This is a genomic window from Proteus sp. GOKU, assembly GCF_015475555.1.
Taxonomy (GTDB): Bacteria; Pseudomonadota; Gammaproteobacteria; order Enterobacterales; family Enterobacteriaceae; genus Proteus; species Proteus mirabilis_B.
The window spans coordinates 4,082,539-4,100,013 of the sequence record NZ_CP034105.1 but is presented as its reverse complement, the minus strand read 5'-3'; the positions used below and the strand labels follow the sequence as shown (position 1 = coordinate 4,100,013).

General features: G+C 35.8%; 12 protein-coding genes. 5 read left to right on the top strand and 7 right to left on the bottom strand.

The genetic code is table 11. From position 1 onward, the window contains the following. Window positions 1–11: 11 nt before the first annotated feature. The 4 genes from EHE21_RS18685 to EHE21_RS18670 all read right to left on the bottom strand — a co-directional run bounded on the left by EHE21_RS18685 (window position 12) and on the right by EHE21_RS18670 (window position 8,771). Entirely contained in the window at window positions 12–3,713 is a 3,702-nt protein-coding gene (locus tag EHE21_RS18685) for a cellulose biosynthesis protein BcsC (protein ID WP_194951517.1), read from the bottom strand. A gap of 13 nt (window positions 3,714–3,726) precedes the next feature. Next, window positions 3,727–6,078 (bottom strand): cellulose biosynthesis cyclic di-GMP-binding regulatory protein BcsB, encoded by a 2,352-nt coding sequence (gene bcsB / locus EHE21_RS18680; protein WP_194951516.1) that lies wholly within the window; start codon window positions 6,076–6,078, stop codon window positions 3,727–3,729. A 2-nt stretch (window positions 6,079–6,080) separates the two neighbouring features. Further along, the gene (gene bcsA / locus EHE21_RS18675; RefSeq protein WP_194951515.1) at window positions 6,081–8,201 is read right to left on the bottom strand and encodes a UDP-forming cellulose synthase catalytic subunit; all 2,121 of its coding nucleotides are present in this window, start codon (window positions 8,199–8,201) and stop codon (window positions 6,081–6,083) included. 171 nt (window positions 8,202–8,372) lie between these two features. Further along, window positions 8,373–8,771, bottom strand: coding sequence for a hypothetical protein (locus tag EHE21_RS18670; protein ID WP_194951514.1), 399 nt, complete (start codon window positions 8,769–8,771; stop codon window positions 8,373–8,375). Window positions 8,772–10,137: 1,366 nt separating this feature from the next. On the opposite strand from EHE21_RS18670, the gene EHE21_RS18665 reads away from it, so the two are divergent. The 3 genes from EHE21_RS18665 (at window position 10,138) to EHE21_RS18655 (ending at window position 12,439) form a co-directional block, all read left to right on the top strand. Next, window positions 10,138–10,689: an NADAR family protein gene (locus EHE21_RS18665; RefSeq protein ID WP_194951513.1), complete on the top strand. Its 552-nt coding sequence runs from the start codon at window positions 10,138–10,140 to the stop codon at window positions 10,687–10,689. A gap of 158 nt (window positions 10,690–10,847) precedes the next feature. Continuing rightward, window positions 10,848–11,759 (top strand): N-acetylglucosamine kinase, encoded by a 912-nt coding sequence (gene nagK, locus EHE21_RS18660; protein ID WP_194951512.1) that lies wholly within the window; start codon window positions 10,848–10,850, stop codon window positions 11,757–11,759. 95 nt (window positions 11,760–11,854) lie between these two features. Beyond that, window positions 11,855–12,439, top strand: a complete 585-nt coding sequence (locus tag EHE21_RS18655) for a rhomboid family intramembrane serine protease (protein WP_194951511.1) — start codon at window positions 11,855–11,857, stop codon at window positions 12,437–12,439. 19 nt (window positions 12,440–12,458) lie between these two features. Here EHE21_RS18655 and satP read toward each other — a convergent pair whose 3' ends face one another. Next, window positions 12,459–13,022, bottom strand: a complete 564-nt coding sequence (gene satP / locus EHE21_RS18650; protein ID WP_072065220.1) for an acetate uptake transporter — start codon at window positions 13,020–13,022, stop codon at window positions 12,459–12,461. 346 nt (window positions 13,023–13,368) lie between these two features. On the opposite strand from satP, the gene EHE21_RS18645 reads away from it, so the two are divergent. After that, a complete protein-coding gene (locus tag EHE21_RS18645) occupies window positions 13,369–13,779 on the top strand; it encodes a YgiW/YdeI family stress tolerance OB fold protein (protein ID WP_416384071.1) in 411 nt (136 codons plus the stop codon). 496 nt (window positions 13,780–14,275) lie between these two features. Further along, window positions 14,276–14,725 carry a DUF411 domain-containing protein gene (locus EHE21_RS18640; protein ID WP_194951509.1) on the top strand — a complete coding sequence of 150 codons (450 nt, stop codon included), beginning with the start codon at window positions 14,276–14,278 and terminating at the stop codon, window positions 14,723–14,725. 119 nt (window positions 14,726–14,844) lie between these two features. On the opposite strand, the gene EHE21_RS18635 is transcribed toward EHE21_RS18640, so the two are convergent. Both EHE21_RS18635 and EHE21_RS18630 read right to left on the bottom strand, forming a co-directional pair. Next, window positions 14,845–16,380, bottom strand: a complete 1,536-nt coding sequence (locus tag EHE21_RS18635; RefSeq protein ID WP_194951508.1) for an MFS transporter — start codon at window positions 16,378–16,380, stop codon at window positions 14,845–14,847. Then, entirely contained in the window at window positions 16,367–17,467 is a 1,101-nt protein-coding gene (locus tag EHE21_RS18630; RefSeq protein WP_194951507.1) for an HlyD family secretion protein, read from the bottom strand. The genes EHE21_RS18635 and EHE21_RS18630 overlap by 14 nt, the downstream gene beginning before the upstream one ends. Window positions 17,468–17,475 lie beyond the last annotated feature (8 nt).

The window sequence follows — 17,475 nt, the reverse complement described above, 5'->3', positions numbered from 1 at the left end:
TGTCTCCTTAATTATTTAGACAGGAAGTCTGGGGTATATTTTAAGTGTAACCACATATTATCTTCAGCATAATCACCCGATGTATCATGCGATAAGCTGACACCTAACTCGGTTTCTTTGTTTAAATAATATTTCGCGTCTAAACCTAATCTGTAAGTAAAATTCGTTTCGTCTTCTTCTGCGTACTGAGATTTAATACGAGGATCGCTCGCATTCTTTTTATTTAATGCGTTTTGCATATAACCATGCGTTGGGAAATAATCGCTGCCTTTTTGTTTGTAACTTTGTATCCCTATTGCACCATTTAATGAGACTTCACCTTTTTCAAAACGGCGGGTATAAGCAACAGGCAATGAAACAGACACATAGTCTTGTGGACTAAAGTAACCACCGTGTCCTAGTGAGAAGTAGTTCTGGTTATTTCTAAAGTTCATATAATCAACATGCACACCTGCTTTTACTTCTTGTTGATCGTCTTTATAGAACTTAGCATAAGAGCCAATCCACGCTTTCACTTCATCATTACTCGCAACACTTTTACCTTCGTAGTTATAGAAACCACCACCAGCATAAGCCCCAATTTTTCCATCATCCCAAGCATATTGAACTTTAGCGCCGTTACGAGTTACACGACCCCAACTTTCGCCAGTCATTGGATCAGTACGCCCCATATAAGAAAGTAGACTATCTTTTATGGCTCTGCGCTCTGCGGTCAGTGTTAATTGCCCATTTTGGCTAATTTGAGGTGAATATGTGAGGCCACCGACAACCGTTGCCGTATCTTTACCTAATGGCGTTGAACCCACATCAAAGCTGATATCCTTGTCTGATAAACGCAGTCCTAATTCAACACCAGAAGCACGTTGGCTTCCTGCTTCATCGGCATTAATTTTGTTTTTCTCATCATGGTTATCGCTATTCTTAGCAAAGCGTTCAGCATGTTGAAGCTGACCAGAACCAAAGCGGTTAGCTCTTTCTCCTGAAACCGAACCACTTGTCATCGAAACTGGATTAACACTAAATTCCCAACGGAACTCTTCACCAGGTACACTTGAAATACTCATTGGTGCTGAAATTTCGGTGACGTTAGATAATCCTTTATCACCATTACGATGACGTATAGCTACACCACCTTGTACCCAAGGTGAGACTTTTTCTTCTAGCTCACGAATAGTGCGCTGAACCGATGCCATCTCTTTACGTTCATAAATAGAACCCGCAATAGCAGAATTATCACTGCCTCCTAATGCATTTAATTGACCGGCAGAGGTGTTCAGTGTGCTACCACTGTTTTGCCATTGCGCACTACGCAGTAACGTTAATGCTTTACGATTTTCACCATTTAATTGCGCAATTTGCGCGGCTTGTAATAAATAAGCCGGTTGCGAGGATGAAGGAATTTGCTGCAACAACTGCTGTGCTTTTCTTCCATCTTTCTGAGCTAATGCCACTTCGATTTGAGCTTGGATTAATTTGCTATCTTTTCCTTGCTCTTTTTCTAAGTAAGAAAGAATTTTGTTTGATTGTTCAGGCATTGATTGCGCTAAATAAACACGACTTAATGCCATTAATAAATCAGGATCATTTGGTGATGCTTTTAAAGCAACAACTAACGTGTCATAAGCTGCTTTAATTTCGCCTTTTTCACGTAAGCTATCGGCTTGCGCAACTTTAGTCGCAACTTCTAAACGTTTTTTCTCAACAATCGGTGTTTCTTGTTGTAAAGCGGGATCATTAATCAAGCTAGATGCTTGTGTATAATGACCTAACTCATTGAGAACGTTGATGTGACCTGCGTAGTTACCTACCGAGCCTTTAGTGCCTTTTGCAATATCACTTTCAACTAATTGCAATGCTTCATCGTTTAATCCACTGTTAACCAATTTCTCTGCTAATTCACCCACATCATTTGGATAATCAGCGACTTGATTAATTAATGGACGTAAAATATTACGCATTGCTACAAGGTTTCCAGCCTGACGATAATGGTCAGCTTGCGCAAGTTGGCGATGAAAACGAGCACGCTGTAATAACTCTTTTTCAGCTTCAGTTTGTTGATTATGGCTACTTAGTAAGTTAAAAACTTTATCCCACTCTTTTTGCTCAACATAAAACAGAGATGCCACATAATCAGAATCTCTTGTTCTACGGTTTTGTAACTGTGAAATAGTATTTTTTGCGCCAACACTGTCGCCGTCAGCTGCCATTAAGCGTGCTAAATCAAGGTAAACCCAGTTATTTTGTGGGTTTTTACGCTGTGCTTGTAAAAGCAATTGTCTTGCTTGAACACGATTACCATTTTCTAACGCTTTTTGCGCTTCACGGCGTAATTTCTCAGAAGGATCGGTATTCGCTGTTAGTTTTTGACGCAAAGAGGCAGATTGTTGTGCCAGTAATTGTTCTGCTTTCGTATTCTGTCCTTCCTGAACTAATAAATAGTAATAAGCAGAAATCACTTTTTCATTATGGCTATTTTGCTGATAAAGCCCTGACAACAATTGGTGAGCAGCTGGTAAATTACCTTGCTTACGTAATAAGTCAGCTTGTAATAAGTTGGCAGATAACCCCTTTTCACCTGAAGCACTGGTTAATGGGGCTAATTGTTCAATAGCTTGTTGAATGTTTCCTTGTTTAGCGCGTTGTTGTGCGCTGCGTAATTGCGCATAAAAACCCGCATCTTCCGCTTGTTGCTTCCATTTACTGCCTTGTTCGCCACCCGATTGCGCAGCTTGATTTAATAAACGCTGACCTGTGGTTAAATCACCTGAACGTAATGCGATATAACCTAAACCCGCTAAGGCTTGCGCATCATTGTTATCTGACGCTAAAGCTTGTTTGAAATAGCCTTCGGCTTCTTTCAATTTACCTTTGTTTAATGCGGTATAACCTGCTTGGCGTGCATTACCTTGAATAGCACCTTGGTAATGCTCTGCAACCGCTTTATCGTTCGGGTTTGCTTGCAAATAGGTTTTATATAACACGTCATCATCAGGACGGACATTCAACCATAACAAAGCTTGACGCATACCTTTTTTGGCTGACTCATCACCTGAGATATTACCTAAAATAGTTATCCCTTCACGACGAGTCTCTTCGTTATAAGTTAATGTTAATCCTAATGCTTTTTGCGTTTCTTTATTATCAGGCATCAATGCAGCACGTTGTTTTAATCCCGTAATGGCTTGAGGCAACATTGCGGGTACACCTGCCATTGTTTGATAATATTCTAACGCCAGTGTTTCAGGTGGCTCACTGCTCACAAATAAACGTTGGTACGCTTTTATCGCTTCTTCGTGTTGGCCTTTTTTCGCTAACTCTCTGGCATATCCTAATTGCTGTTCACTAAATTGTGATGATCGGATGTTTTTTAATCCATCAATTCGTGGATCTTGCGGTGCAATTTGCGCAAGTTTTTCTCGCCAATAAGTTGCTTGTTTTTCATTACCTTGTTGTGCAGTAAAGAACGCCATTAAATACAGCGCATCCTGATTATTGCTTTCCATAATCAGTACTTTTTGCAGTGCTTCTACTGCACGCTCATCGTGCGCTCTACCATGCCAATAGTTAGCTTGTTCAATAAGAGAACTGACAATATTTGGATCAGTTGCTGCTATATTTGCCTCAACCGCCGTTGCTTGTACTTGGCTTGAAGCCCCTAAAATGCAACCTGCGTAGATGACTTTAACGATGATATTAAGTGCGTGATTTTTCATCTTATATCCCCCCTTATTTGTCTGAACGATGCTGTGATATCTGATGTAAACGACGAGTTGAACGACGTTGTAACCAGTAATAAGTCACGAGGCCCGTCAACGCACAAAAACCAACAGCTAAAAGACCCAGCAAATAGACGTGTCTAGAGCTATACCAAAGGAATTGTTGTAAGAAAGGTAAGTCACCTTGCGAGAAGTGTTCACCTAAATGGAAACTTTTTACGGTGTCTTTGCCACTAATAAGTGTGATGTCACCTTTAATCGCCGCATTTATTTGGGCTAAATTTAAGTCATTGATAATGGTTTTTATCGAATCATTACCTTTAGCTGTAACTAATACGACAACCCTATCGCTTGCCCAAGGTGAGATAAAACTCATCATGCCACGCCAGTCTTTCACTGAAGATAAGTAACTTGCAGCATCACCACTTTGAGATAAATAATCGCCAGCCATCCAACCTTTTGCTTTATCAATCAATGATTGAGGTTTAATTTCGACGTTTTTATTTAAAAATGAGAAAGCTTGTTGTGAAAAACGAGCGGGTAAAAATCCTTCACTACTTAATGAACCAATCGCTAACACATCCTGTTGAGAAAGATTATTTTTCTCAAGCTCTTTAGCACCTAAGAAAACTGATGCATGAGAAACCGGTGTACCAGTGGCATAACCCGATCTCGCCATTAAGTTCACTAAGGTATAAAGTTCTTCGATTGTTGGATTTTCAGGTAATAGCAGTGTGGTTTGTGAAAAATCCGCACGACGGCTAAATGGGAATGATGCTCCTGAAAAATAAGCCAAGTTCGGCATTCTTGAGTAGTGCCAAGTATTTTTAAATTGCAGCGTTGATTGCGGATCAATTTGGCTAATTAAGCTGCTGCCATCCGTTAAAATACAAGGAGCATCCTCAGGTTCACGTAAATCAAAATAAAACTGCAATTGATTCTGACTGTAGATCTGACGAGGATTTAAATAGAGCGTGCTATTTTGCTGCTCACTCTCCATTCCTAGCCATTGTCTTAACATACCTAAAGGTTCTGAACGCGCCGGATACAATGCACCTAAGAATTGGTTATTCAAAGAAGCAATCAATGAAGAACGACGACTATTTAGTTTATCCGAATGAGGGAAAACATATTTCAAATCTAAAGGCAGCGCATCACCATCCCACCAAAAGAGGTCGGGAGAAACACGAAACGAAAACTGATTCGGTGCATGGTTAATACCTTGACGTGAGAAGTCATCACTACCATTAGCAATTTGACTTAACGAAACAGGTTTATTGGTATTTAACCAACGAGGTGCATCATAATCTTTACGCATAGCAAGCGTTTGAGAAGGCACCACTAAGTGATCGTTTTGTGGCAATTTACCGTTGTTTAACGCCCATACAGCTTGGCGAAGAGATTTCTCATTATCACCACTGATCAGTAATAATTTGAAAACAGGATCGACCGGGTTATCAACAATGGTTAATTGCCCACTATTTCCTGAAGGTAATGTAATACCCGCAATAGTTTGTCCTGAATAGCCGACTAAAATACCATCACTTTCAGGTAACTGATTCATTAAGACAGGTAAATCAACTTGCTTAATATCATGGCTAAAACTGCCAAACCATGATGCAGCAATAGCTGCTGTTGTTACCTCTGCATGGTCAGGTTTATCTGACAATATGATAGGTAACGAGGTCGCTGTCATTCTGTCAGGGTCAAAGAACGGTAGGGGCAATCGTTCCAGACTATACCCGCCATTAATCCAGCGACCTCGATAATCTAATGATGAATCAGGTGAGATAACCAGACTTAATCCTTCAGCCAATGGAGGAATACATTGGTTTTCATCCAACGCATCACGATTGGCTAAACGAAAGCTAAGGTTATTCACATTCGTCAACATCATTTCAGGGATTTCTAAAACATATTCATGTTCTTGCCCACCTTCTTCTAAAGGTAGAAATCCCATAGGTTGACCATTTAGCATTAAGTGAAGTGTTTGATCGGATTGAATTAATCCTTGAGACGCTTTCACTTTCATCGTTAATGTAGCGTTATCAATAAATAAATCATTCGCCATATTAAACGTCACACCAGAAAGTAATTTTCTTCCTGATAACACGATAGGTGATGGATTTCCCATCTGTGCCAATGTTAATTGCTCTTCGATATTACGCGCTTCAGACAATACACCCTCTTCAAGTTGGATCGGGTTATTCGCATTTTGTTGCACAGGCGAATGTGTATAAGAAGTTGGATCAGGTAAAAGCTCCCCTCCTAGCTCTAACATTCCGGTATCTGCTTGGGAAAGATTAATACTTGCGATAGCTATCGCCGTTAGGCTTAGCATTAATGTCAGTTTCTTTTTCATGCTTAGTCATCCCCGTTAATAGATTGCACAGAGAGTGAAGCTTTTGCTTTTGTTCTTGCTGCTGGTGCTTTCACTTTTTGGCGACGACCAAAGAACAATTCAAAAATACAACGCGTAATGCCTGCCAATTCTTTAAATGGTTTGTCTTTATAATCTGCTTGATGGATCCATGCATCAGCACGACCAAAGATAATGCGCACTAATTTACGGCGAAGATTTAAATCAATAGGTAAGAATTCAAGGCGTAGTTGATTGCTTTCTAAACTCACCATATCAACAGGAACAGTAACTTCATCTCGTTGTACATTCAGAGTGATTGAAGTGACATTACGTTGGCGAAGTTCAGACATCTTATTTACGGCGATGCGAACGCCACCCATAGAAATATCTTCAGTGGTCGTCGTTAACTCAGCACCATCATCAAAATGTAATGTGATCGGTAGAGATGCGTTGATACGTGTATTCTTACGAATTTGTCGAGTCTCTTTACCAACCGCAATAGAGGCAAGAATGATAAATAAACTGTAAGTCGCCCAAGTAAGGTTTAAAACAATAACCAGAGGGTCAATACCTTGGAAGTCATTTAATAGGTAACGAACAACAACCCATGAAATCCCAGTGATAAGAAGAAGTGCAGTAATAATTAATGGACGCACAGTGAGGTAATCCATATAGCTTTTATCAAGCAAATCACCTTTATCTGTTACGTTAAATTTACCTAATTTTGGTGAAACTAAGCTCAGTAAAGTAGGTAATACCAAACTAAATGCCATAACGGTTTCATAAATTTCACCCCAGAAAGAGTAACGGTATTTACCGATATTTTTCGAGTTTACATAAACCGACATGATTAAGTGTGGTAATGCATAGGCAAATATCATGCTGGCAGATGAAGCGATAATATTGAGGTTAAATAACATAAACAGTAACGGAGCAGTCAAGAAGATGATACGAGGCAAACCGTACTGAAAGTGGAGCATGGCATTGAGATAACATAAACGCTGAGGGAATGTTAAACCACGACCTAACATTGGATTATCAACACGGAATATTTGCGTCATCCCTCTAGCCCAACGAATACGTTGGTTAACGTGTAATGCTAAACGTTCTGTTGCAAGGCCAGCAGCTAAAGGAATATCAATAAATGCAGAGTTCCAACCTAAACGTTGTAATTTAAGCGCAGTGTGAGCATCTTCAGTTACCGTTTCAACAGCGATACCACCGATTTCTTCAAGGGCACTACGACGCATAACAGCACATGAACCACAGAAGAATGTCGCATTCCAGTTATCATTACCACGTTGAACAGGACCATAGAAAAGTGCGCCTTCATGCGGTGCATCTTTAGCCGCACTTAAGTTACGTTCAAATGGGTCTGACGAGTAGAAATAGTGTGGTGTTTGGATCAGCGCTAATTTTGGATCTTCAAGGAAGCTTCCTACCGTTGCCTGCAAGAAAATACGTGTTGAGATGTGGTCACAGTCAAAAACGCAAATAAGCTCACCGTCTGTTAATCCCATCGCATGATTTAAGTTACCCGCTTTTGCGTGATCATGGACTTCACGTTCAATGTAAGTTACACCAACATCACCAGCGAATTGTTTAAATTCTTCACGGCTACCATCATCCAATATATAAACTTTCATTTTATCTTGTGGATAATCGATAGCTTGTGCAGCTAAGACGGTATCACGTACTACATCTAAGCTTTCGTTATATGTTGGAATATAAATATCAACAGTAGGCCATTGAGAAATATCTTTAGGTAAAGGTGCTATTTTTCTATTTAATGGCCATGATGTTTGGAAATATCCTAGGACTAATATTATCCAAGAATAAATTTCAGCCATAAATAAACCGCTACCTAAAACAGCCTCAATAGTTGTATTAAAATTTAAGGTATTTGTTGCACGCCAGTAGAGATAACGCGTTGACATCAACAATGAAATAAAAACCATTGTTAATAATCGTTTTTTTGATTTTTTAAAACCGATAACAAATAACAGCAATATATTGATAATACCGAATATATATTGTTGTTCGGCACTCATTGGCATAACAATGAGTGAAAACATTGTTATCAATAGAAAAGCCGTAATTAATGTTTTAAATATTTTATTCATAAACCCATACCTTTGTCATCGCCATAGATCTTTTCTTAAGACAAAGGCACCCCATCGACATTAATAAATATCGAAAAGAAATAAACCCATCTTAAAAAATAAAATAACAATGGCTAAAGATTGACACCAGTCAATATTATTTATTTACACAAAGAGTTTTGCTTATTTAGATTAGACAGAGGCAATAAATGACAATATATCTTTTAATGATATATTTTCATGAGCATGAACTCTATCCGTTTCTTTGCTATCAAATATTTTATTATCTGCTAACAAATTTTGCTTACTCTTAATTAAATTGTCTTTCTTTGCTTTAACAACTAAAGCATCCTGGTGATAAGAAGGAATAGACGATGAAGTAACAGGCTGTTTTGGTTCGTTTTTCACAACAAGTGAAGTTTCAGAAAACGTATTATTACTTAAATTACTAATTTTATTATTATCTTCTTTATTTATAACTACTGGTTCTATTTTGTTATCAACATCTTGTATTGTAGAGGAAGAAAAATCCTGAAAAGCAAAGGCATCTTCCTGAAACTTATCTTTTAGGTTACTAATATCATCATACATAGTGTGGCCCCTTTAATAACAGTACTCTAAACCTTGTTCAATAATTTGATGCTCATCCAAAATAAGGAAGAGAGAACCTTATAGATAATTTTCACAATAAGTTAAAAATATATCTTTATAAATTCATATTTAAACTCTCATTAAATCATCAATTAATGAACATCAACTATGTAGGGTAAAATAATCTTATAAATACTGATTTATTTAATAATAAATAAGCATCATCCGATTAGGAGTAATGATTATTTAAATTAAATTGTATAATTATTTTAATGAAAAAGACAACATCAAAAAAAGTGTAAAAAGTAAAACGGTACTCATTTTCACTTTATAAAAATGGGTACTTTTACTTAATTTAATATTTATTATCACTATCAAAAATAGCGTCTTTTTCACCTAAAAAAATGGGTTTTAAAACCAGATAATAACTAGAGTTAACTAATAACAATTTGTATAAATTTTATAAAAATAAAATTCTAAAATAATCATTTATTGATATTATTTCTTCTAAAAATCAAAGAACCCATCAAGATCAATTTTAATATCCCCTCATTTTTTCATTCTAAAAAAGACTAAAAAAATAACAATTAAAAACATAAAGAATTATTTATCCATATTGATCATCATCAAAACAGGTTTCTTTTTTACACCTAAAAGGTGACTTTATTGCTTTTTATCATATTACGACCGTTTTATTTTATTGAAATAAAATAAAATACATCAGCGTTGATTAAGTTTTAGAAAAAAACATCCAAATAAAAAACAAAAATAGATTATCAATCTATGATGTGTTTTATTCTTTACTTATAGTAAATACCGCTAAGAATAACCTGTATTCCAGAATAATTAACTTAAGCGATATTTTACCTATAAAATGATATTGTTAATTTAGCTTAACAAATATACAAGCGTGATGTGGTTCAAATAATAAATGTAACGATGAAAATCAGCACACTAATAACCACAACATATTGAATTAATTATATAATAAGTATTTTATTAGTTACAAATACTAATAATTAGTACAAATACCGATACTTACGCTTTTTTATATTAAAAATACTTAATTAACTACACCTTTCTACTAAGTAAGCAGTATCGTTTTAAGATTATCTTTTTATGTAACTATATAAATAAAGATATTCTTTAGATGAATTCTTTTAAGAGTAATCCTAAGAAACTAAGTTCTATTTTTTTTATTATTCAGCAAAAACAAATCAAATTAAGACTAATTTAATAAAAATAATTTAAAATAGCGGAATCGCTTCACCTACTCACAGAATAGCAAAAAGGCACTCTATCCTTATTTACTTCTATGCTATCTTTATTAAATGAATTAGGAGTATTCGAGATAACTGGAAAAAAGATGGATTTAGAACAATTAAAAAAAGAATTTCGTACAGGCAAGAAAATAAAGTTCATTTACTTTTGGGGACACAAAAGTAAAGGTAATGACATAGCAAAAAGTTGCTTTAGCCAATGGTATCCAGCACCTTTTATATTAGATGAAGTACGTTATGCCAGCGCTGAGCACTATATGATGGCTGAAAAAGCAAGGTTATTTAATGATATAGAAGTCAGAGAACGCATAATTACCACCTCTAATCCAGGTTCAGCAAAAGCATTAGGTAGAGAAGTAAAAGGATTTGACCAAAACATTTGGGAACAACACCGCATGGATATTGTTATCCGTGCCAATGTCGCTAAGTTTTCCCAAAATGAAGAACTTGGTAAATTTCTGATTTCAACAGGCAATCGTGTGCTTGTTGAGGCAAGCCCCGTTGATAAAATATGGGGCGTCGGATTAAGTGAGCAAGATAACGAGATTAACAACCCTCTTCTTTGGAATGGATTAAATTTATTAGGCTTTGCTCTAATGAAAGTACGTAGTGTTTTGATTGAAGGTAGTAATCAATAGATAAAGAAAACTCAACTGTCACCAATCACTGTTCTTCTTTAACCTAGTGTATATAAGCAGTAGAGATAACTTAAGTATTGACTGAAATAGAAATGGCCACGTAACGACAACCTTGTCGTTGCTATAAATAATATTTACAGAATAATTAAGAGACTGATATGTATTATGGTTTTGATATGGGCGGCACAAAAATTGAGCTTGCCGTTTTTGATAAAGATCTGACTCAAGTATGGCAAAAACGAGTTCCTACACCTAAAAATGACTATCAGGCATTATTGAATGTTTTTAAGGACCTGACTTTAGAAGCTGACAATGAACTAGGTTGTAAGGGAAAAGTGGGTGTAGGTGTTCCCGGTATTGTGAATTCTAAAGAAGGAACGGTATTTACTACTAATGTTCCAGCAGCTAAATACAAACCAATGGTTCACGATCTCGCACATATACTCAATAGACCCGTTAAAGTCGAAAATGATGCTAACTGCTTTGCTTTATCAGAAGCTTGGGACCCTGAGTTTCGTCATCACCCTTCGGTATTAGGTCTTATATTAGGAACGGGTGTGGGTGGTGGTTTTGTTATTGATGGCAAAGTATTGTCTGGCAAGAATGGGATTGCTGGTGAAATCGGTCATATGAATCTGAATGTGGATGCAGATAATGTGATCGGTGAAACGATGCCAAAAATTATTTGTGGTTGTGGTAAAAAAGCGTGTTTTGAAACCTATTTATCTGGTCGTGGCTTTGAGCGTATGTATAAAGCCTTCAATGATGCCCCACAAAGAGCTGTTGATATTGTTGAACAATATTATGCAGGAGATGCAAAAACACAAGAACATGTTGATCGCTATATGAAAGTACTTGCGATTTACCTTAGCAATATTCTTACTGTGCTTGACCCGCATTTAGTTGTTATTGGTGGTGGATTATCTCAATTTAACGCGCTGTATGAGCTATTGCCTGAATATCTTTCACGCTGTGTTTACGGAAATGCACAAATCCCATTAATAGAAAAAGCACGTCATGGTGATGCAGGTGGCGCTCGTGGGGCTGCTTGCCTTAATTTATTAGACTAATAAATAAAAAAGAGCCTTTCTTCTTTTATTAAAGGCTCTTCTATTTATGGCTTATAGTGTTTTACCAGCGTCATCACATTATTAAGGCTATCGTTATGGATAAGATTTGGTTTAAAAAAAGACTAACCTTTCTTGGTGGATTAACTATCACATTAGTCTTACTTCAACTTATTAACTCACTACTCTCCATCTCTCTTCTTCAATGGGGTATTATTCCAAGAACAGGAGAAGGTTTAATTGGTATTTTTATCGCGCCTTTTATTCATGGATCTTGGTCTCATCTATTTAGTAATCTACTCCCACTTCTTATTCTTAGCTTTTTATCCATGACGCAATCTCTACGAGAATATGTCTTATCAAGTATATTTATTATTATCGTAAGTGGTTTATTAGTTTGGATTTTTGGGCGAAATGCCATTCATGTTGGTGCAAGTGGATGGATTTTTGGATTATGGTCTTTGCTTATTGCTCACGCTTTTACTCGCCATAAAATTATCGATATCGTGATCGCACTCTTTGTTTTATTCTATTATGGATCAATGGCCTATGGCTTAATTCCGGGACAGTTAGGTGTATCAACAGAATCGCATATTTCAGGTGTTGTTGCAGGGTTACTTTATGCATGGTGTGCAAAAAAGCTAATTCGCCGTAAAAGCCAAGTAGTAGAAGTGGCTAAATAGCCACTTCTCTATAAAACGGTTACTTATGACCAATTGGCAGTATTGTTCTGCCATACATCTCATTTAATACTTCAGCCATTGCAAGATAAAAAGCACTGGCACCACAAATAATACCTTCAAAACCGGCAATTTTTAAAATCAGTGCATTACCAGTGATATTTCCAATCGCCAATAAAGCAAATAAAATTGTCAGACTTAAAAAGACAAACTGTAGCGCTCTATTGGCTTTTAACGTGCCAATAAACATGAAAAAGGTAAAGATCCCCCACAGCGCTAAAAACACACCTAAAAAGAGAGGTGTTGTTGGCTCGCTTAAGCCCATCACTGGTAATAACCAAATTCCTACCAATGTCACCCAAAAGAAGCCGTAAGAGGTAAATGCAGTGGCACCAAAAGTATTGCCTTTTTTGAACTCAAAAATTCCAGCAATAACCTGAGCTATCCCACCATAAAAAATTCCCATACTCATAATGACTGAGACTACTGGGAAAAAACCGGCATTATGTATGTTCAACAAAATCGTTGTCATACCAAAACCCATTAAACCTAATGGACCCGGATTGGCAATGCGTTCGTTAGTCATAAAACCTAAAACCTCTAAAAATAATAGGGGAAAATTAAAAAAAATTTGAAGGCGCTGGATGATAAGAGGTAACACATCTAAAAACAATGATCCCAAAGGGTATATTTTTGAATAACCGCTGGCACCGATCCCAAGGGTAAATAACTAGTGGATTTAACTTAGAGAAAAGAAGTATTTAGTGATAGATGCTTATATCACCAAAAAGAACAATGAAAAATAAAGGTCTATAATTTAAAGGTTAATATTAATCAGTTGATATATTAATACTTAAATTTACCTTAAAATGCGGTTTTATACATAGAAATGAAATAAAATCTAACATATTAATTAGTTGAATTATTAACCTATAAGCGAGCTTGTTATGAAAAAAATACTTGTATTATTAATCGGTAGTACTTTGGCTTTTGCATCTCAAGCAAGTACAACACATGAAGGTGGCTTTCAAGGCTCTATTCAAGCATCCACAATTGAACAAGGTGGATTCAAAGGCCCTTCTATTAGTGAAACAACAGTAGCTAAAGCAAAAGATCTTTCTGATGACACTTGGGTTATCTTAACGGGAAAAATTACCAAAAAAATTGGTGATGAACTGTATGTTTTTGAAGATAGCACTGGCGGTATCAATGTAGATATTGATAATAAAAGATGGCGCGGACAAACAGTCACACCAGAGAATACTGTCAGAATTGAAGGTAAAGTTGATAAAGAGTGGACAAGTACAGAGATCGATGTAAAACAAATTACCATTATCAAATAATTACCATCAAATAATTTGTCTTTAAATTAAATATAGCCTGATTATTACAAAGCTAATATATTGAAATATATTAGCTTTTTATTTTTCACTTTTTTATATTTTAGTTTAATCAATAAAATTGGATCCTTTATACAAATTTCTCCGCTTTAACCTCAAGCTAAGTTTAGGTTTATAGTTATTACCAGTTAAAGCACAACCACTCTTCGCAAGAGGTGCTTTAACTCATGAGATACCCTCATAGTCGTTTACATCCTAACTACTCTACGTTTACCCTGTTTTCTCCATTTTAAGCCTGCTATGCAGGCTTTTTTTCTACTTGTATCAAGTAATACTCTCGCAAAACATCAAAAAAGGATAAGCAAAGTATTATTTATACCTTTGTTTTCTATAAATATTTTTTTACAAAACTCTACGCGTTTATACCTTAATTAAATTGACCTTCCAGTAGGGGGAAAGATTATTGTTTCGTCTATCAACTTAATGAAAGGAATGAACAATGAAAAAGTTATTACTGCCTTCTATCATTGCAATCTCTGCTTTTACTAGTACAGCTTATGCTTCTAATCATAATGTTGTTGAAGTTTATAAAACAGAGAGTTGTGGATGCTGTACTTTATGGGCTGATGGTGTAAAAGAAGCTGGCTTTAACGTTAAAGTGAATATCGTTTCAGAAACACAATTAATGGAAAAGTACCAACAAGCAGGTGTACCCAATAATTTATTAAGTTGCCACTTTGCGACTTATCAAGGTAAAGACTTAGTCGGACATATCCCAGTTGATAGCTTAAAAAATATCGACTTAGTGGATAAATCTAAATCGGGTATTGCGGTTGGGGGAATGCCTGCAGGAAGTTTAGGTATGTATGCCGGTGATTATAAAGAGCCTTACCAAGTTATTGCTTTTGATAAATCAGGTAATCAATCTCTATTTAAGGCTTACAACTAGGTTTTTCTTACTGATTTTTCTTAGTTAGTTTTGTTCTTACTGTAGTGTTGTTTTAATAGCGATATATCTCTCCGATAGTGCTATTTTCCTCTGCCTGTATTCCGTTTACAGGCAGAGTTTTATTTTTGAATAGTAAATAATGTTGGCACAATAGGATTAGCAGGTGAAGGTTTTAAAAAAAATAGACAAATCAATCCTAAAACAACAAACCATGTTATTAAATGAAATCCATCTATAAAGGATGCGACATGAGACTCCCTTGTTATTAAAGCCATAACATCTTGAACGTTATCAAGCCCCTTTCCTAATAATTTTTGTTCCCCTGTTTGTACATAACCCCTTAGTGATCCTTGGTGTATATCATAAGATATTCTTAAATACGTATTCATTAAGGCTCCAGCTAGTGCTGGCATTAATACTCTTGCTATTGAAATATAAGCCCCAAGGTGCAACGCTTCACTGGGTTTAATGTTGGTCACAAATGAAGCAATTAAACCAATTAATAAAATACATTCTCCAATAGCTTGTACCACAATAAGCAAAAAGAAATCATCCGATCTCCACTGATAAGTAATTTGATGACCAAGTAAACAAGAAGCACCAATAATAGTCATTCCGATCATCATCACTAAACGAGGCTCTAGCCGACGTGCGATAATAATGGCTAAAGGACTACAAAGAAGATAGGTAATAAAACCAACATTGCTTATTTCTCCTATTTGTTGTGCTTTTAAACCTGCAACAATACTCAAAAAAGAAGGCACAAATAATGAGTTGGGCAACATTAAAAAACCGTATAAACAAGCAATGACAAAACAGACCCTTAAATTATAATTTGTCAGCCAATTTAGATATCCAAAACTTTTGCTATAAGTTACCGCTCTAATAATAAAAGTCAGTATTAAAATAGCACTACCAAGTAAACAAGAAATAATTAGCCCAGAGTCCCACCATCCAAGTAATTCACCTTGAACAACACTAATATATAATAGAGTTAAACCTAGGCATTTTAATGTCATTCCTCCCCAATCACTTTGTGCAAGTTGCTCTTTATTGATAGGTGTAATTGGCATTCCACGCCAAGCAAAAAACATAATAGCTAACGAAAATAACATTGAAACCCAATAGAGCCAGCGCCAATTTAAGATCTCAAATATTGAACCTGAAATTCCTATTCCTGCATCCATTCCTACTGAAACACGTAGGCTATAAGCCGCCATAACGATTAACCAAACATTAGGGTTTAAACTTCTTAATGCCAAAGAAATTGTCATTGGCAAATAGACACCCAAACAAAAACCAATCAAAAAATGCAGTATTAATAAAAAAGGTAGCCCAATAAAATCGCCATAACTAGAGACAAAAATACAACAGACAAAAAGTAATAAGCTTGAACTAATTAATATTTTCTCAGCACCATAAATCACCATAAACCAAGGTACTAATGTCATACTGATTAACTGAGCAGAATTAATTGCCACGTTTAACCAAGATCCTTGGACTACATCTAGAGCAAAAATGCCTCGTAGATCAGCCAAAGAAATAGAAAACATACGAATAAATAACGTAGATAAAATAGCACCAAGAAAAACAGAAAATACGATAAATAAAGGTCTATTTTCTTGTGCGCCAGACAAGAAATTAAGCGTCACCATCAACCTCCTCTATAGATAAACTTTCTGTGTCTATTTTTACCTCAACAGACATGCCAGCACGCAATTTAGCTAATAATTTATTATTACTATCAAAAGTGATGTAAACAGGGATACGTTGAACAACTTTAGTGAAATTGCCACTCGCATTATCGGCAGGAATTAATGCCGATTCGCCACTACTTTGCGCACCAATATAACGAACTTTTCCTTGATATATTTCATTAGGAAAAGCATCTATATTGATAGAAACAGTTTGTTCAGGAAGAATTTTTTTTATCTGTGTCTCTTTTAAATTCGCAATGATGTAAATATGATTTAGAGGAGTCAGTGTGACGATTTCTGTGCCAGGAGTAACTAAACTACCAAGATTGACTTTTATTTTATTTAACTGAGCATCAAAAGGGGCTTCTATTCTTGTATAAGTAAGTTCTGTTTCTGTTTGTTGATAACGTGTTTGAGCAATATTTTTTTCTGTTAGACGTATTTCTTCTTGAGCTTTAAGTAATACCAATGATTGTTTAGCTTGCTCCCATTCATTTTTAGCTGCGCTTTGTAATTTTATTAAACGTTGTAAATCAGATTGAGCGTCAAGGTAATTTTGTTGAGTTATAGCCCCACTTCGAATCAAATCTTTTCGTAATAAAGGATTTCTTTTCGCTTGAGCGACATCAATAACTGTCGCTTCATAGCGATTATGTAAAGTTTCGATATTAAGTTCAGACGCTTTTATCTCTTCTTTTAAATTATTAAACTGTAATTGTGCCTTTTTAAACTCGGCAATAGCGGTCTCTTTACTAAGTAACTGTTCGTTATCATTAATAATAGCAATAACATCTCCTTGTTTAACAAACTGATAATCCTCCTTTTTTATTTCAGAAATAAATCCCGTCATTCTTGATTTTAATATTGTAGGGTCTGTTTTTATGTAGGCATTATCAGTGGATTGATATCGTGCATCACTCCACCATTTATCCCAATCTAACGTTGCAGTTGTAATCAATACAATAACTAAAATGACAGCAATCCAAGGAGTATAAGTCATTATAAATTCTGTTATTTTTTCTTTTCTTGATGGCGTGTTTTTCATATTTCATT